General features: G+C 63.4%; 17 protein-coding genes. 3 read left to right on the forward strand and 14 right to left on the reverse strand.

What is annotated here, in order from left to right; translation table 11 throughout:
• Window positions 1-553: 553 nt before the first annotated feature.
• The gene (gene proP, locus ACOSV0_RS13440; protein WP_434106644.1) at window positions 554-2,056 is read left to right on the forward strand and encodes a glycine betaine/L-proline transporter ProP; all 1,503 of its coding nucleotides are present in this window, start codon (window positions 554-556) and stop codon (window positions 2,054-2,056) included.
• 143 nt (window positions 2,057-2,199) lie between these two features.
• Here the strand turns inward: proP and ACOSV0_RS13445 are convergent, their stop codons facing one another.
• From ACOSV0_RS13445 to ACOSV0_RS13490, 10 genes are all read right to left on the reverse strand, one after another.
• The gene (locus tag ACOSV0_RS13445) at window positions 2,200-2,688 is read right to left on the reverse strand and encodes a metallophosphoesterase family protein (protein WP_434106645.1); all 489 of its coding nucleotides are present in this window, start codon (window positions 2,686-2,688) and stop codon (window positions 2,200-2,202) included.
• 24 nt (window positions 2,689-2,712) lie between these two features.
• Window positions 2,713-3,522 carry a hypothetical protein gene (locus ACOSV0_RS13450; protein WP_434106646.1) on the reverse strand — a complete coding sequence of 270 codons (810 nt, stop codon included), beginning with the start codon at window positions 3,520-3,522 and terminating at the stop codon, window positions 2,713-2,715.
• A gap of 2 nt (window positions 3,523-3,524) precedes the next feature.
• A complete protein-coding gene (locus tag ACOSV0_RS13455; RefSeq protein WP_434106647.1) occupies window positions 3,525-4,100 on the reverse strand; it encodes a TMEM175 family protein in 576 nt (191 codons plus the stop codon).
• A gap of 210 nt (window positions 4,101-4,310) precedes the next feature.
• The gene (locus ACOSV0_RS13460; protein ID WP_434106648.1) at window positions 4,311-4,697 is read right to left on the reverse strand and encodes a DUF488 domain-containing protein; all 387 of its coding nucleotides are present in this window, start codon (window positions 4,695-4,697) and stop codon (window positions 4,311-4,313) included.
• Window positions 4,698-4,783: 86 nt separating this feature from the next.
• On the reverse strand, window positions 4,784-5,101 hold the full coding sequence (locus ACOSV0_RS13465) for a hypothetical protein (RefSeq protein WP_434106649.1): 318 nt from the start codon (window positions 5,099-5,101) through the stop codon (window positions 4,784-4,786).
• A gap of 115 nt (window positions 5,102-5,216) precedes the next feature.
• Window positions 5,217-6,617: an FAD-containing oxidoreductase gene (locus ACOSV0_RS13470; RefSeq protein WP_434106650.1), complete on the reverse strand. Its 1,401-nt coding sequence runs from the start codon at window positions 6,615-6,617 to the stop codon at window positions 5,217-5,219.
• Window positions 6,618-6,803: 186 nt separating this feature from the next.
• Entirely contained in the window at window positions 6,804-6,992 is a 189-nt protein-coding gene (locus ACOSV0_RS13475) for a hypothetical protein (RefSeq protein ID WP_434106651.1), read from the reverse strand.
• A gap of 245 nt (window positions 6,993-7,237) precedes the next feature.
• Window positions 7,238-9,547 carry a putative bifunctional diguanylate cyclase/phosphodiesterase gene (locus ACOSV0_RS13480; protein WP_434106652.1) on the reverse strand — a complete coding sequence of 770 codons (2,310 nt, stop codon included), beginning with the start codon at window positions 9,545-9,547 and terminating at the stop codon, window positions 7,238-7,240.
• Between the two features lie 113 nt (window positions 9,548-9,660).
• Window positions 9,661-9,843 carry a hypothetical protein gene (locus ACOSV0_RS13485; RefSeq protein WP_434106653.1) on the reverse strand — a complete coding sequence of 61 codons (183 nt, stop codon included), beginning with the start codon at window positions 9,841-9,843 and terminating at the stop codon, window positions 9,661-9,663.
• An 11-nt stretch (window positions 9,844-9,854) separates the two neighbouring features.
• Window positions 9,855-10,421 carry a DUF4865 family protein gene (locus ACOSV0_RS13490; RefSeq protein WP_434106654.1) on the reverse strand — a complete coding sequence of 189 codons (567 nt, stop codon included), beginning with the start codon at window positions 10,419-10,421 and terminating at the stop codon, window positions 9,855-9,857.
• Window positions 10,422-10,516: 95 nt separating this feature from the next.
• Between ACOSV0_RS13490 and ACOSV0_RS13495 the strand changes: the two genes are divergently transcribed.
• Window positions 10,517-11,416 (forward strand): LysR substrate-binding domain-containing protein, encoded by a 900-nt coding sequence (locus tag ACOSV0_RS13495; protein WP_434106655.1) that lies wholly within the window; start codon window positions 10,517-10,519, stop codon window positions 11,414-11,416.
• A 149-nt stretch (window positions 11,417-11,565) separates the two neighbouring features.
• On the opposite strand, the gene ACOSV0_RS13500 is transcribed toward ACOSV0_RS13495, so the two are convergent.
• Complete coding sequence (locus tag ACOSV0_RS13500) at window positions 11,566-12,324, reverse strand: SH3 domain-containing protein (protein WP_434106656.1); 759 nt, start codon at window positions 12,322-12,324, stop codon at window positions 11,566-11,568.
• Between the two features lie 337 nt (window positions 12,325-12,661).
• Here ACOSV0_RS13500 and ACOSV0_RS13505 point away from each other — a divergent pair, with 337 nt between their 5' ends.
• Complete coding sequence (locus ACOSV0_RS13505; RefSeq protein WP_434110273.1) at window positions 12,662-13,225, forward strand: lysozyme inhibitor LprI family protein; 564 nt, start codon at window positions 12,662-12,664, stop codon at window positions 13,223-13,225.
• A gap of 96 nt (window positions 13,226-13,321) precedes the next feature.
• Here the strand turns inward: ACOSV0_RS13505 and ACOSV0_RS13510 are convergent, their stop codons facing one another.
• The 3 genes from ACOSV0_RS13510 to ACOSV0_RS13520 all read right to left on the reverse strand — a co-directional run bounded on the left by ACOSV0_RS13510 (window position 13,322) and on the right by ACOSV0_RS13520 (window position 15,681).
• Window positions 13,322-13,870 carry a nucleoside deaminase gene (locus tag ACOSV0_RS13510; protein WP_434106657.1) on the reverse strand — a complete coding sequence of 183 codons (549 nt, stop codon included), beginning with the start codon at window positions 13,868-13,870 and terminating at the stop codon, window positions 13,322-13,324.
• 50 nt (window positions 13,871-13,920) lie between these two features.
• On the reverse strand, window positions 13,921-15,051 hold the full coding sequence (locus tag ACOSV0_RS13515) for a BMP family ABC transporter substrate-binding protein (RefSeq protein WP_434106658.1): 1,131 nt from the start codon (window positions 15,049-15,051) through the stop codon (window positions 13,921-13,923).
• 321 nt (window positions 15,052-15,372) lie between these two features.
• Complete coding sequence (locus ACOSV0_RS13520) at window positions 15,373-15,681, reverse strand: helix-turn-helix domain-containing protein (protein ID WP_434106659.1); 309 nt, start codon at window positions 15,679-15,681, stop codon at window positions 15,373-15,375.
• Window positions 15,682-15,703: the final 22 nt, after the last annotated feature.

Genomic DNA, 15,703 nt, shown 5'->3' on the forward strand with positions numbered 1-15,703 from the left:
CCGCAATCCGCCGAATCCCCCGCCACGCAAGGGATTGAGCACCCTTCCCGGGCTGCCGGCCGGATCTCGGGTTTGCACGATCATCCGTCATCGTGCTAACATGTGCATCGTTCCAACAGTAATTCACCAGCATTTCACACCGCGTCGCGTTCTCTTCAAGCTGACCCGTCGTGCCTTTTCCGGCACGCTGCCACGCTGAATTGAACAGTTTTTATACAAGAAGGCTTGTCGGTCGTTTCCCCGTTTGGTGGTCAAGCATCAGCGGCGAATAAAGCACCGGCCTTTTTCGTTTCAAGCCTTCCAGCGGCGCCTGGGCCAGCTTCCGGCCACCCCAGCGTCCTCATGCATCTGCCCCCCTTCCACGGCCACGCAGATGCAACAGTCAGCACAATCTAGACAAGTGTTTTTTCGCGAATCGTTCGCGAGGCACGGGCGTTTTATTTTCTTTTTCGCGCCCACTTCTTTTTTGTCTTCGGGCAAAAGAGACGCCATCGCTCTGCTCGCGAAACTGCACTTCCCCAGCACCCGTGGCGGAACGTTCATGCGCGTTTTCATGAGTTTCGTCGCAGTCATTGGAGTTTTCACCTTGACCGCTTCCAGCAACGGCTTCTGGCGACACCACAAAGAAGAACAACGCCTCTCCCTCGACGACATCACCGTCGTCGACAAATCTCTCCTCAAGCGGGCCGTCGGCGCCATGGCGCTCGGCAACGCGATGGAATGGTTCGATTTCGGCGTGTACAGCTACATCGCTGTCACGCTCGGCAAAGTGTTCTTCCCGTCGTCGAACCCGTCCGCCCAGTTGCTCGCCACCTTCGGCACGTTTGCCGCGGCGTTCCTGGTGCGGCCGATCGGCGGCATGGTGTTCGGGCCGCTGGGCGACCGCATCGGCCGTCAGCGGGTGCTGGCCATGACCATGATCATGATGGCGGCCGGCACGCTCGCGATCGGCCTGATTCCGAGCTACGCGACAATCGGCATTTTCGCGCCTGTGTTGCTGCTGGTCGCGCGCCTGGTGCAAGGTTTCTCGACGGGTGGCGAGTACGGCGGCGCCGCGACCTTCATCGCCGAATTCTCGACGGACAAGCGCCGCGGCTTTATGGGCAGCTTCCTCGAGTTCGGCACGCTGATCGGCTATGTGCTCGGCGCAGGCACCGTCACGGTCCTGACGGCGACGCTGTCGAACGACGCCCTCCTCTCGTGGGGCTGGCGTGTGCCGTTCCTGATCGCGGGTCCGCTCGGTTTGATCGGCCTGTACATCCGGATGAAGCTCGAAGAAACGCCCGCGTTCAAGAAGCAGGCCGAGCAACGCGAAGCTGAAGACAAGGCGATTCCGAAGCAATCTTTCCGCGAATTGCTGATCCAGCAATGGAAGCCGCTTCTGCTGTGCGTCGGCCTCGTGCTGATCTTCAACGTCACCGATTACATGGCGCTCTCGTATCTGCCGAGCTATCTGTCGGCCACGCTGCACTTCAACGAAACGCACGGTCTGTTCCTCGTGCTGCTCGTGATGGTGCTGATGATGCCGATGACGCTGGCCGCCGGCCGTCTGTCCGACACGATCGGCCGCAAGCCGGTGATGCTGTTCGGTTGCGTGGGTCTGTTCGTACTATCGATCCCCGCGCTGCTGCTGATTCGCATGGGCACGATGCTGCCGGTGTTCGGCGGACTGATGATTCTCGGCGTGCTGCTGTCGTGCTTTACCGGCGTGATGCCGTCGGCGCTGCCGGCGCTGTTTCCGACCAAGATCCGCTACGGTGCGCTCGCGATCGGCTTCAACATTTCGGTGTCGCTGTTCGGCGGGACGACGCCGCTCGTGACGGCATGGCTGGTCGATAGCACCGGCAATCTGATGATGCCCGCGTATTACCTGATGGGTGCGTCGCTGATCGGGATCGTCTCAGTGCTTGCGTTGCGTGAAACGGCCCGCAAACCGTTGCTCGGCTCAGGTCCGTGTGTCGCTACGCGTGCTGAAGCGCATGCCGTGCTGCGCGGTGAGCGCGAGGCCGCGGAGATGGATGAAGGCTACGCTGCCACGGCTACGGCGCGTGCCTGATGCGGGTTGTGCGGTAGCTTTAGCCGCTGAGAGGTTGTACGTGTATCGCGCGCACACGCTATGACGGGCGGCGGCAGGCAACCACCGCTATAAACGTGAGCGTGTCCAAAAACGGGCCGGCAAATTTTTGCCGGCCCGTTTTTTTACGCCACCAGAGAATCAAACGTCGCGTTTGCCCGCGCGCCTTCAATGATCAGCATGCCGGCTGAAATCGGCAACTTGAAACGCCTTGGCCCGGCACTGCCTGGATTGACGAACAACACGCCGTCGCGCTCGCTGATCGCGGGCTTGTGCGAGTGCCCCGTCACCACCACGTCGATGCCTTCACGACGCGGATCGCCGCCCACGTCGGCGATGTCATGCACGATGAGGATCGTCACCTGTTGCACGGTCAGCTTGACGTGTGTCGGCAGCGAGGCGACCGGCTCGTTAATGTCGTTATTGCCGCGCACGGCGGTGACCGGCGCGATCTGTGCAAGTGCATCGAGCACCGCCTGATTGCAGATATCGCCCGCGTGGATGATCGCATCGCAACCGGCAAGATACTGCAGGACTTCGGGGCGCACGAGGTTGTGCGTATCGGAGATCAAACCGATTCGAGTGACTGCGAAGCTTTGGGTGCGTGAAGTCATGATGCCAGTATCGGTCAAATGGCCTCAATCCGCCGACTGCCGTTCGGCAAGCTCACGCGTCAAAACCTGCGCCGGCCGCTTCGCACGAAGCAACCGCCGGGTTGCACCCTGCACCACCATCGACACCACCGCCGCGCACGCAAAGCTCAGCCACACGCCGTAATGCGGCAGCATCGTCGCGGTCACGGCGAAGAATGCCGCAAACGAGCCACGGCCGATCACCATGCCGCGCATCAACAAGGCGACGAAGTCCGCGCCATGCACGCGCTGGGCCGACACCGCGAGCACGATGCCGAGCAAAGGAAACACCGACAACAGTCCGCTCCACGTCGCACCCATCGACGCGGACAGCGTGGTCACCGCAACCGTCAGCAGCGCGCCGGCGAGCATGCGCAGCGCAAGATCGCCGAGGCCCAGACGCACCGCCAGCACGTGCCCCGTGACGCGCGGCAAACCGTTCTGAGAAATGGTGACAGCGACACAACCCGCGGCCACCGCCCACACCAGTCCACCCGGCAAATGCGTGAGCAGCAGCGCCACGCCAACCCATCCGAGCATCCCGGCCGTGAGCGCAAGCGGCCATGCGGAACGCCGGCAAGTCCACGCATACGCGAAATTGAACGCCTCGGAGGCGGCAATCGCGGCGATCGATGCCGCCGACGCCTGCGCCGCGAAAGCGGGACCACGCTCCAGCGCAAGCAGCAACACGATCGGGCCGGCCACGACCGGCAGCCCCGCCAGCCATCCCGCCACCGACGGCCCCCACACACGCCCGGCTACGGTCAGCGCGGCGAGAAACGCCGGCACCAGCGCAAGCTTGAGCGCAAGCAGCATGCTTACGCTTCCATCAGGTGTTCGATACGCCGGTCGGGCACCAGCCACCAGGCTGCGGCCAGCGTGTAGAGCGCAGCCGAGAGCCACGGCTGAACAAATGCCAGCGCCATGCCTGCCAGATAGATAACGACCGAGACCTTGCCTTTGAAGTCGTTGCCGACCGCTTTCGCGATCGTCGACTCTGTGCCGTGCTCGCGGATCAGCACGCGGGTCAGAATGAAATACGCAATCGCCGACATGAACAGCACGGCGCCGTACATCGCGGTCGGCCAGGCGGCGAGATGATTTTCCCCGACCCAATGCGTGACGGCCGGCAGCAGCGACAACCAGAACAGCAGATGGAGATTGGCCCAGAGCACCGCGCCGTTGACCTTCTGCACGGTATGGAACAGGTGGTGATGATTGTTCCAGTAGATGCCGACGTAGATAAAACTCAGCACGTAGGCGCAGAACACGGGGATCACGGGACGCAGCGCGGCGAGATCGTAACCGTCCGGCACCTTCAACTCGAGCACCATGATCGTGATGATGATGGCGATCACGCCATCGCTGAAGGCTTCGACGCGTCCCTTACCCATCGGTCGGTTTCCTGATTGTGTCACTGCGATTGTGAAGACATGCGTGAAGACATGCGCTTGCGGGCGTGGCGCACCGCGATTGCGAGCCGAGCCCGACCCGGCGTACATCGGCCGGGCACGCGCACAACCCTGCACACAGCCCTGTACGCTGCCGATTATCGGCGATGACAACGGGACTTGTCGAATGCCGGCCGGCGGCGCATGCGCGCCTCACCTGATCAGCGCACCCCGCTCGTCCAGCAACTGACGAAGAATGCTGCGATGGCACCGGCTTTCGTCCTCGCAGTAACAACCGACGGAAAAGTTGGTCGTTTTCGATAAGGCGGCAAGCAGGTCCAACACCTTGCTGGCATCGCCGCCATTCATCTCCGTCCGGAATTTCTTTGCAAACGCGGCCCAATCGCGATCGCTCGTCACCGCCTGGGCTTCCTTGACCAATTCCGCGTCAGGCGACAGATTGGGCAGCCACACGTCGTAATAGTCGCGGGTGGCGAATTCGGCCCGGGGTACGCCGCGCGGCGGTCGCCGAACGGTACCGATACGCAGCCCTTCGTCGGCCGCTCTCGGAGACCCAAGCTGAACGATGCTGATGCTCATGTGTTTTTTCCTGATCCGTGGTGGAAGCGCGACCTTTTCGCGCCGGGTCGATCAACGCTGCTCGTCAGTGGTTCTGCAATGCAGGCTCAGCGCCTCAAGCCCTTCATGGCTTCGATTTCCATGGCGGCGTTCCGCTCTTCGCTCGCCTCGATCGGATCCATCGCCTCGTCGATCGAGGCCGCCGCACGTTCCGCGGCGGCTTTCGTTTCGTCGAAGATGGGATCGAATTCTCCGTCGTCATCGCCCGGCGGTTCCAGCATGTCGCGAAGCATGGACGCCAGTTCCGGCGTGTTCCACTCCGCGCCCTGCTGCTTCTGCTTTTTTATGTAGTGTCTGACTTCCGCGTCCTGTTCCGGGGTCAACGGAAGACCGCGAAAAGTGCTTTTGGGGTCAGCATCATTCATGATCTCGCTCCAGGATACGTGCCAGTTCGAGTTTAATCCCCGAGTTCAATCCCGTCACGGCAACGTGATCTCAGCATACAAGGCACGCCGCCTGGTTTGCCGCCGGGTACACCGCTTACTTCATCGGCTTGAGTCCATCGAGCAAGGTCGGCACCAGTTCGCTGATGGTTGGATGAATATGCATGGCGTACTGCAAGGTCGGATAGGGTGCCCCGGCCGTCATGATGTCGATGAACGTGTGCAGCGCTTCGTCGCCTTCGATGCCATGGATCGCCGCGCCAAGAATCTGTCTCGTCCCAGCGTCGACCAGCACCTTCATGAAGCCGTCGGTCTCGCCGCGTTCGCGCGCGCGGCCCACCCGCGTCATCGGCATGGTGGCGATCAACGCGTCACGGCCCGCCTTGCGCACGTCAGCCTCCGAGAGCCCGACGCGCGCGAGCGGCGGGTCGACGAACACGGCATACGCCATGATTCGCGTATCGACACTGCGCGCGCCGCCGTCGAGCAGATTGGCCGCGACGATGTGGAAATCATCGTAGGAGGTGTGGGTAAAGGCACCGCGTCCGTTGACGTCGCCGATCGCCCAGATGCCCGGCACCTTGGTGCGCAACTGGCCGTCGACGGGAATCGTGCCGTGCTTATCCGTCACGATGCCGGCCGCGTCGAGGCCGAGGTCGTCGGTATTCGGTTCGCGGCCGGTGGCGAATAGCAGGTGCGATGCTTCGAGCGCGGGAATGTTCTGCTCAAAGCCGATACACAGCTCGTTCTCATGATGCGGATGCGGCTCGACCCGCGAGGGCTGCACGCCGAAGACAAACTCGACTCCTTCGCGCGCCAGCACCTTCTGCACGGAGTCGGCGAAATCTGCATCCTCGCGCGTGAGCACGCGATCGCCGCGCACCAGCACGGTCACCCGGCTGCCGAAGCGGCGAAAAATCTGTGCGAATTCGAGCGCGATATAGCTGCCGCCGACAATCGCCAGATGGCCCGGCAATTCCGTCAGCTCAAGCAGATTGGAGTTGGTGTAGTAGCGAATCCGCTCGAGCCCTGCGAGCGGCGGCACGATGGCGCGCGTGCCGGTATTGATGAAGATTTCGTCGGCGCTGAGTTCGTCGAGCACCGTGCCGTCCGGGCCGCTGATGGCGAGCGTATGAGCGCCGGTGAAGCGCGCATGGCCGTTGAAGACAGTCACGTTATCCGCACCGCGCAGCCATTTTTCGACGCCATCGCGCGATTGACCGATGATCCTGTCCTTGCGCGCCTTGACCGCTGCCAGATCGACGCTGACCGCGCCGCTCACCTGCACACCCAGCTCCGCGGCATGGCGCGCCACATGGGCTGCGCGGGCACTGGCCACATACGACTTGGTCGGCGTGCAGCCCACATTCACGCAGGTCCCGCCGAAGGCCGCGCGTTCGATGACCGCGGTTTTACGGCCGCTTTCGCCGAGACGGACAGCAAGCGGTGCACCGCCTTGTCCCGTGCCGATCACGACGGCGTCGAAGTGCTGTGGCATGGCAGATCTCCCGAGGCTGGGGTGCTGGTCGTAGCATCTTACCCTCAGCGCCTCGTGTTGCCTTTATCGCCCTCCTCTCGTGATTCTGCCGCGCTCCGCGAAGTCTGCGCGCCGGCTTGCGGTCGGTTTTCGTCTCGCAGAGCGGCCGGCGCCAGTGGATTGAATGGAAATTGCGCCCGCTTGTGTTCAGGCGTGGCAGTGTACGGCGCAGATCAATTCGCGCGAGCGTTGCAGTGCGGCCTGCGCACCACGCGACGCAAAGACCCACCCGACCTGGCCGAGGTTGAAATCCTGCGACACCATCACCTGCATGAGGGCCACCATCGGCAAGACCACCGATGGCCGATAAAGCTGGTTCCTGATTAACGCTGGCATAACGGCTCCCATCGCGCGGAGCCGCTTCGGCACGGCGCTGGATTGACATTTCGATGGGAGAATTTTAGGGAAACGGGGGGTGCGGATAAATACCGGGAACGCGAAGGCACTTGTTTGCCAAACTGAACAATCGATTCTGGATGCCGGCGGCGGAGCGTCCTGTTTGCTGGATTAACCCGCCCGCCGATGTGGGTTAGCTGCGTCAACGCCAACACCCGCAACCATGGCCCCAGGCATCAGAACAGTTATGAAGCCCCCGCCAGCCCCATCTGAGCTTCACACAAACTACGCGCATAAGCACTGGCGCCAACCGGCCGGCTGTAAAAATACCCCTGCTGTTTGTCGCAGGCGATTCCGCGCAAAAACGCCGCCTGCTCGGCGGTCTCCACGCCTTCAGCCGTGACGTTCATGCCTAGCGAATGCGCCATCGCCACCACCGCCTGGGTGATCGCGATCGAGTCGCGATGATCCGGCAAGCCCGCGACGAAGGAACGATCGATCTTCAGGTTATGCAGCGGAAACCGCTTCAAATACGACAGCGACGAATAGCCGGTGCCGAAATCATCGACGGAAATCCGTACGCCCATTGCACTCAATGCGCTCAGCATCGGCAATACGGCGTCGCTGTCGCTCATCAGCAGCCGCTCGGTAATCTCCAGCTCCAGCGCCTCCGGCTCGAGCCCGGATTGCTCCAGACAACGCTCGATCCGCTCCACGAGGCCGTTCTTGAACTGACGCGGCGACAGGTTCACCGCGACGATCAACTCCGGCGCCAGCGTGCGCCGCCATTGCGCGACCTGCTCGCAGGCGCGCGCCAGCACCCAGGAACCGATCTCGACGATCAGCCCGGCGTCTTCGGCCACGGGGATGAATTCCACCGGCGAGACATTGCCCAACTCGGCGTTGTACCAGCGCAGCAGCGCTTCGGCGCCGATGGTGCGGCCGCATTGACTATCGACGATCGGCTGATACACGAGGCTCAGTTCGTCGGTGGCGAGCGCGCGCCGCAGCGCCTGCTCGATCATGAAGCGGCGTTGCAGATGCTGATTCAGTTCGACCGTGAAGAACTGAAAATTGTTGCGGCCGCATTGTTTCGCGTGATACATCGCCGAGTCGGCGTTACGCATCAGCGTGGGCACGTCCTGGCCGTCTTCCGGAAACAGACTGATGCCGATCGACGCCCCCATGTAGTACTCGTTGTCCGCCACCGCGAACGGCACGGCGATCGTGTCGAGAATGCGCTGGGCGAGCGCGATCAGATGACCCGTATTTTCATAAGCGCTGACCACGATCACGAACTCGTCGCCGCCCACGCGCGCAAGCGTGTCGCCTCGCGCGACACACGCGGTCAGCCGCTCCGCCACGCTGCACAGAAGCGCATCGCCGGCCTCGTGACCGGCGGTGTCGTTGACCTTCTTGAAACCGTCGAGATCGACGAACAGCACGGCGACACGCGCCAGCTCGCCCATTCCGGCCGCCCCACCCGGCGCGAACAGATCGCGCATGCGCTCGCCGAGGTAGGCGCGGTTGTAGAGGCCGGTGAGCGGATCGTGAGTGGCCAGAAACTTGAGCTGCCGTTGCGCCTCGCGCACCGGCCCGAGGTCGGTAAACGAAATCAGCACCGAACCGGGTTCGCTGTCGCCCGGTTTGATGATCGGCACGACATTCTCAGTAATCCAGATGATATCGCCGTCCGTGAGTTGCAGACCGATCGTGACGTCAAGCACGGGTTTGCCGGTTGCCAGCACCTGAGTGGTCGGACGGTTTGCGTCGGTGACGATGGAGCCGTCTTCGTGATACGCCCGCACCATGACCGTCAGGATGTCCTGGCCGATCAGTTCGGCGCTCGCCCGCAGAATGCGTTGCGCACTCGGATTGCAGGCCAGCACCACGCCGTCGCGCGACTGCACGACAATGCCTTCGTTGAGATTGTCGACGACCAGCCGGTGATGTTCCTCGCTGCGCGCGAGGCGTTGCGCGATAGCATCCTGGTGAACAGCGAGACCGACGCTGTGGCTAATGTCGTGGAGCATCGCCGCTTCTTCGGCGCTCGGCCGGCGCGACGTGCGGTGATAGACCGCGAACGCGCCCAGCACCGTACCGGCATCGTTTTCAAATGGCACCGACCAGCACGCGCGCAAGCCGATCGGCAACGCAAGGTGCCGGAAATTGGCCCACAGCGGATCGGTTTCGATATCTTCGACGGCGACCATGCGCCGCTCGTACATCGCGGTGCCGCAGGACCCCACCCCCGGGCCGATCACGGTGCCGTCGATCGCGGCGCTGAACTGCGGCGGGAGCGAGGGCGCGCCGCCTACTCTCGCGTGCACGCCGTCAGCGTCCAGTAACAGGATCGAACAGGACGCACCGTCGCCGAGCAGCGCTTCCGCGCGGCGGCATACTTCATTGAGCAATTCCGGCAGCGGCGTGTTGCGGGTAATCAGCCGCAACACCGTACGCTCCGACGCCAGCACACCCTCGGCCAGATTTGGCCTATAGCGGGTGCCCTCAGGCGTTGCTCCCATCGTCGTATCGGATGTCGCTTCGCGTGTCATTTGTGCGCCCCCTAACCCCACATCGGCAAGTTAGTGTACGCGGCGTACCGGGGTTTACGCGAGACCGGCGCACTTTAATCGCGACGCATAGCGCGAAATGCACGACCGGGCCGCTACCGGGCCAGCCAATGAAGCGACAGCACCATTAATACGGTGAATCCAACGATTACGCCGGCCGTCGACGCGAGCCCTGCCAGGTGGGCGGCCAGCGCCACACGGGCATCGAGCGGCGCCGGCTGCCAGGCGCCCTCCAGCGCCGCTGTCGAGCCGGCTTCGCCCGCCCTGCTGTCTGACATGCCGCCCTCGCTCACTTCAGGCTCGCGATACCCGGCCGCGCGAGATGCAGCACCTCGTAGACCGTGCGGCCCGCCGTGGCGACCGGCGCCGCCGACGACAGCGTGAGACGGACCAGCTTCCAGTTGGCGACGTCGAGCGCGGAGACCACGGCCACGGTATCGTCCTGTTCCGCGATGCGACGGTTCTGCCCGGTATGCGCGGCGCGCAACTCGGCGCGGTTGTCCTGCTCGCCGATCGGCTGCTCCTCGCGATACAAGGCGAGCGCGTGTTGCGCCGGCCCCTTGCGGGCATCGAGCGGCAGCCAGGTTTCGACGTCCGGACGGCCAAAGTCGTCGATCACATTCTGAAAGCGCGAGCCCATGAAAAAGTCGGCGGTCTGCTCTGCGTCGAGCCACAGATACACCGCCGAGTAAACATTCGCGGTGGCGCCATAGCGGCCGCGCTCACGGACGACGAAAGCCTTGAATCCCAGCCCCTCGGTCCCGTCCCACAGGGGGCCGCGCCGCGTCGCGCGCTCGCGGATGATCCCCATGTCGTAGCTGGAAGGCAAACGGTGCGAATACTGTTTGGCAAGCATGACGAACTCCTCCTGGTTTCGACTGATGATGAGCTTGCGCCGGCGCAACCATTACAGCAAGATATGGTGCTTTATATTTGCAATAAAGTTTCAATATGGTCGCCCTCTCCCGCCCTCTCGATCTGGATGCGATCCAGGCCTTCGTGCTGGTCGCGGACCTCGGCAGCTTCACGCGTGCCGCCGAAGTCATGGACACGTCGCAAGCCGCGATGAGTCTCAAGCTGAAACGGCTCGAAGAGCGTTTGGGCTACCGCTTGCTGGAGCGCACGCCGCGGGTGGTGCGGCTCTCGGCGCGCGGCGATGTGTTCATCGGCGCCGCCCGGCAATTGCTGCTGGCTCATGAGCGCGCGCTGGCGGGCAGTGCCGACGCGCCGGAACGCCGGCTCAAGCTGGGCATCAGCGACCACGTGGCGGGGCCCAATCTGCCGGCGTTGCTGGGGCGGCTCGCGGCTTACGATCCGCTGCTCGTCATCGAGGTGCGCATTGCCGCATCACGCGATGTCATTGCATGGTTCGAGCGGGGAGAAGTCGACGCGGCGATCGGCCGTCGCGAAGGCGATCGCCATGATGGGCAACTGCTGGCGGAGGAGCGGCTCGGCTGGTTCGCGGCGCCGGGCTGGCAACATCGCGAGGGGCAGCCGCTGAAGCTGGCGACGCTCGCCGCGCCATGCGGGATCCGGGCGATTGCCACAGACGCGCTCGATGCAGCCGGGATTGCGTGGACCGAGGTATTCGTCGGCGGCGGCGTGATGGCCGTCGGCGCGGCAGTGAGCGCCGGGCTCGCCGTGGCCGCGCTGGCGCAGCGCGTGGCGCCGGCGGGAGCGGTGGAGGTCGGCGAGCAACTCGGTCTGCCGTCGCTGCCGAACTCGAAAGTGGTACTGCATACGCGGCTTAGCGATCCGCGCTCCCAGGAGACCTTGCGAGCGGTTAGTTCGGCGTTTCTGAACGCGGCATACTGTGAAGAGAAGCGGCGGCTGAGTGTGTCGCCAATGTGACGCCGGCAACGAGGCTGGAGCGAGCGCTGTCTGGCGGTTCCGCACGCGCAGCGCGGCGCGGCGGAACCCCTGATCAGGCTCAGGCGAGTCGAGGCGCTTTATCCTGGCCACTGGCCCCTGGCCCCTGGCCGCCTGTGCCGTTACTTCGACTAGCCGCGCTGATCCGGTGGCCGGTTACCTCCGCCCCCGCCGTCTTTCCCTCCACCCGATGGTCTGCCGCCGCCACCTTGCGGACGGCCACCGCCATTGCCACCCGGCGGACGTCCACCTGCATTGCCATTACCGCCCGGCGGCCTGCCTCCGGCATTACCCGGCGGCTGACCGCCTGGTGGCCGTCCACCCGCATTCCCGGGCTTGCCTCCCGGCGGTCGTCCGCCCGCATCCCCTGGCCGACCTCCCGGCGGTCGGCCACCCGCGTTACCCGGCGGCGGCCGTCCGCCCACATTGCCGGGAGGACGCCCTCCTGGCGGCCGTCCGGCACCCGGTCTCGGCGGTGGAGGGGGCGGATGACGCGCCCAGCGCGATTGCTGGCCGTACCACGGCCGGCCCCGATAATAATTGCCCCAGTAAGTGCCGATCGAGAACGTCACGATCGGCAACCCGATCACCGTGCCGTAACTCATCACCGGCACATTGCTGCCCTGATAGGGATAGCTGAGCAGTCCCGCATAGACCCAACCGCGCAGGTTCGGAGCCGCGACGTCGCACCATTGGTAATTGCTGATGCAACCCATCACGCTAACCGGGACGCCGCCAGGCAGCTGCGTCACCACCGGGTAATCCGAAGCGGGCCCGGCGCGCACGTTGGCCGTGCCGTTCGTGTAGGCCTGCGATTGCGCGGATGCCACTGCGGGTAAAACCAGCAAGCCGGCTGCAGCGTAAATACATCGAGCGACGTGTCGTTTCATTTTTTCTCCTGTTTCTACGTCCCGCGTTTGCGTGCATGCCGCTATGGCCCGCCTATGTGCCTGCCTGCATGCACGTGTGAATGCGTCGGGCCTCGCCGTCGCCACAAGCGAAGTGGCGGCCGCGGGGCCCGGGGTCTGCTCATCCGCACCCGCAATGCACATGCCTGAAATCACCCGGCAAATGCTGACGGGCTTGCCCTACCCGTTCCAGTGCGCCTCGCGCAAAGCAAGATTTGGTAATCACCCACCCGAACTCACGCTGTTTTCGGGCGTCTGCGTTCCGGCGACTCGGCCGATCATCCATTGCATGAAAAACCCTTGCACTGCCGGGACCACCATGAAAATTTTTCGCCCCATCCTTGTCGCCGCATTGATGCTCACGCACCTGCCCGCCCACGCCACCAGCTTCGACTGCCACCGGGGGCGCTCACTCACCGAACGGATGATCTGCAACGACCCCGCGCTCTCGAAGCTCGACGACACACTGGGACAACTGTACTGGAAAGCACGGCGGCGAGTCATCAACCGCCGTGCCTTCCTTACCGATAGCGACAGCAAGTGGGCGTGGCGGGAAGCGAATTGCCGCGATGAGACGTGTCTGGAGACGTGGTATACGACGCGGATCGAGGAGCTGCAACGGCTGATCGAAAGCATGCAGACAGGCACGCCGGATGCGCCGGCCACACCGGACACGCCGCGTAAAGCCGTGATGCCCGCGCTACAACAAATCGAAACCGCGATGCTTCAATGCACCGCCGCGAATCCCGGGATCGTTGTAAACGACCAGTGCTCCACTGTGATCAAGCAGACCAACAGCCAATGGAAATATCAGCCGCACGGCGGCGACTGGTTCTGCGGCCTCGCCACGCTCGCGCCGGCAGAGGCCGTCTCGGCACGGTGAGATAGGCATCTTTGTGTTTGCCTGCGATGCCGGACTGTATTTTTCATTCTTTGCCCACCGCAGGCGCACCGACTTCTGTGACGCGGAGATAACGCCCTATCTGCCGCGCCAGAATCTCCGCTGCACTTCCATCACCTCACCCTCCACGTCGGCTACCGGACCGATCACCTCGACGGGTTTCTGGCAATGATCGAACACATAACGGCAATCCACACTCATGGTCGGATTCTCGGAATGATCGCCGGTTGCTTCCAGCAATCGCTTCTCGGTCATGCCAAACACGACGCGGCCGATGTTCGCCCAATACATCGTGCCGGCACACATGCAGCAAGGCTCGACCGACGTGTACAAGGTACAACTCCACAAGTACTCCGGCGTGAAATTCAACGCCGCCACGCGAGCCAGCACCGACTCGGCATGATTCACCGTGTCGACATTGCCCTGCTCCATCAACACGGTCTCCTGGTCCGGACCGACCAGCACCGCGCCGAACGGGTGGTGCCCCAGCAAGGTCGCCCGTTCGGCCACCCGGCTCGAATGCCGCAGATGCCGCACGACCTGCTCGTGCGTCGGCGTCAAACCCTGCGGCGGATAGGCCGGCGCCACTCCGGCGGCGCCGGCCTCGGTCGGGACGGTCAGACTCACGGGCGATCTCCTTTAAGCTTTAATAGTAGTCAGGCAAACCAGGCCATTCGTTACTTCGGCAGCGACCCGTCCACGCCTTGCACGAACCAGTTCAAACGCAGCAGTTCCGCATCGCTCAACGACTTGCCCGCGGCGACCTTCACCACGCCGGACTGATCCGCGATCGGACCGGCAAACGGATTGAACTTGCCCGAGATGATGTCGTCGCGCTTCTGGCTCAACGCCTTTTGCGCCACCGGCGACACCGCGTCCGTGTTGATGCTGGCCAGATCGATCGCCTTCTCTTTCAGCCCCCACCATACCGGCGAATTGTTCCAGGTGCCCGACATCACCTGCTGCACCAGATGCGTGTAATACACGCCCCAGTTGCTCACGCATGCGCCCAACTGCGCGTTCGGCCCGAACTTCTTCATGTCGGAATCCCAGCCGAATGCATGCACTTTTTTCTGTTCGGCTGTCTGCATCGTCGCGGTCGAATCGGTGTTCTGGATCAGCACGTCAGCGCCCTGGCCAATCAGCGTCTCGGCGGCCTGCTTTTCGCGACCCGGGTCGAACCAGCTATTGATCCACACGACCTTCACGCGCGCATTCGGATTGACCGAGCGCGCGCCCATCGTGAACGCGTTGATGTTGCGCACCACCTCCGGCACCGGCACCGAACCGACAAAGCCGAGCGTGTTGGACTTCGTCGTATAACCAGCGACCAGCCCGGCCAGGTAGGCGCTCTGGTAGGTCCGCACGTCATAGGTCGCGAAGTTGGCGGCCTTCTTGTAGCCGGTCGCATGTTCGAACACGGCGTCCGGGAAGTCCTTGGCAACCTTCAACTCGAAATCCTGAAAGCCGAAGCTCGAACCGACCACGATCTTGTTGCCCTTCGCCGCCAGGTCGCGAAACACGCGCTCCGAATCCGCCGACTCCGGCACGTTCTCGACGCGTGTCACCTTGATCTTGTCGCCGAATTTCGCCTCGACTTCTTTCACACCTTGTTCGTGCGCGTAGGTCCAGCCGGCATCGCCCGGATTGCCGAGGTAGACGAAGGCAATGCCGAGCGGCTCTGCGGTCGCCGCGGTTGCAACCGCGGCGCTGCACGCGAGGGTCACGCCGAGTGCTGCGGCGAGAACGGTTCGGACGGTTTTGATGCGCAACGAATGATGCAGCGCACGCGCCAGCTTTGTTTTCATGAATTCTCCGAAGATGGTTTCCAGGTGAGTGGCCTGCCACAGCGCTCGCTCGGGATGCGCCCCGGCACGGCTCCAGCATAGGGGGCCATATTCGAAGGTCAATTTCCGCGGAAAAATTATTTCCCGTTATCTCGCCCATAACGGAATCTGTATTTTGGTGGACAAAAAACAGATTCGAGCCGTCGAACGCGTGCATCGGCAACGTGGCACGGCCAGCGTTCAGAACAGGCGCGATGTCCTTATCAAGCAGGCGCACAAGCGCTCATAACAGCTGGACGCCGAGGGCGCAGCCGTCCTCCTCACGCCGGCTTCAGTCGCGATTCAATGAATCCGGGGCGGCGGGTCCGCCGGCTCATCGTCAGGCGCACCGCCCTCGCCGAACAATTCCGCGCACAGGCCCTGGCCGGCCTCGCTCAAGCGCGCTGTGCCCGTGCCTTCCTCGTTGAACGTGGTGTCCGCCAGACCGCTGTCGACGAGCGCCGTCAACTGTCGCCGCAAGCCGCTCATCGGCACATCCGCCTGCTTGGACAGCTTGGCGAGCGACCACGCGCCGCCAGGCGTTTCCTGATACGCGCGCCACAACTGCGCCAGGATGGCGACCAGTACCGGATCGAGTTCGTCGTCTTCCATTGTGATTGTCTCCTTGCTTTTT

It is taken from the genome of Paraburkholderia caffeinilytica (assembly GCF_051027425.1).
Lineage (GTDB): Bacteria > Pseudomonadota > Gammaproteobacteria > Burkholderiales > Burkholderiaceae > Paraburkholderia > Paraburkholderia caffeinilytica_A.

Coding starts and splice junctions, on each gene's coding strand:
- ACOSV0_RS13465 (WP_434106649.1), bottom strand. CDS start 5,101: ATGAATGATGCTGACCCCAAAAGCACTTTTCGCGGTCTTCCGTTGACC.
- ACOSV0_RS13475 (WP_434106651.1), bottom strand. CDS start 6,992: ATGCCAGCGTTAATCAGGAACCAGCTTTATCGGCCATCGGTGGTCTTG.
- ACOSV0_RS13490 (WP_434106654.1), bottom strand. CDS start 10,421: ATGCTTGCCAAACAGTATTCGCACCGTTTGCCTTCCAGCTACGACATG.
- ACOSV0_RS13460 (WP_434106648.1), bottom strand. CDS start 4,697: ATGAGCATCAGCATCGTTCAGCTTGGGTCTCCGAGAGCGGCCGACGAA.
- proP (WP_434106644.1), top strand. CDS start 554: ATGAGTTTCGTCGCAGTCATTGGAGTTTTCACCTTGACCGCTTCCAGC.
- ACOSV0_RS13480 (WP_434106652.1), bottom strand. CDS start 9,547: ATGACACGCGAAGCGACATCCGATACGACGATGGGAGCAACGCCTGAG.
- ACOSV0_RS13445 (WP_434106645.1), bottom strand. CDS start 2,688: ATGACTTCACGCACCCAAAGCTTCGCAGTCACTCGAATCGGTTTGATC.
- ACOSV0_RS13500 (WP_434106656.1), bottom strand. CDS start 12,324: ATGAAACGACACGTCGCTCGATGTATTTACGCTGCAGCCGGCTTGCTG.
- ACOSV0_RS13505 (WP_434110273.1), top strand. CDS start 12,662: ATGAAAATTTTTCGCCCCATCCTTGTCGCCGCATTGATGCTCACGCAC.
- ACOSV0_RS13520 (WP_434106659.1), bottom strand. CDS start 15,681: ATGGAAGACGACGAACTCGATCCGGTACTGGTCGCCATCCTGGCGCAG.
- ACOSV0_RS13495 (WP_434106655.1), top strand. CDS start 10,517: ATGGTCGCCCTCTCCCGCCCTCTCGATCTGGATGCGATCCAGGCCTTC.
- ACOSV0_RS13470 (WP_434106650.1), bottom strand. CDS start 6,617: ATGCCACAGCACTTCGACGCCGTCGTGATCGGCACGGGACAAGGCGGT.
- ACOSV0_RS13450 (WP_434106646.1), bottom strand. CDS start 3,522: ATGCTGCTTGCGCTCAAGCTTGCGCTGGTGCCGGCGTTTCTCGCCGCG.
- ACOSV0_RS13455 (WP_434106647.1), bottom strand. CDS start 4,100: ATGGGTAAGGGACGCGTCGAAGCCTTCAGCGATGGCGTGATCGCCATC.
- ACOSV0_RS13485 (WP_434106653.1), bottom strand. CDS start 9,843: ATGTCAGACAGCAGGGCGGGCGAAGCCGGCTCGACAGCGGCGCTGGAG.
- ACOSV0_RS13515 (WP_434106658.1), bottom strand. CDS start 15,051: ATGAAAACAAAGCTGGCGCGTGCGCTGCATCATTCGTTGCGCATCAAA.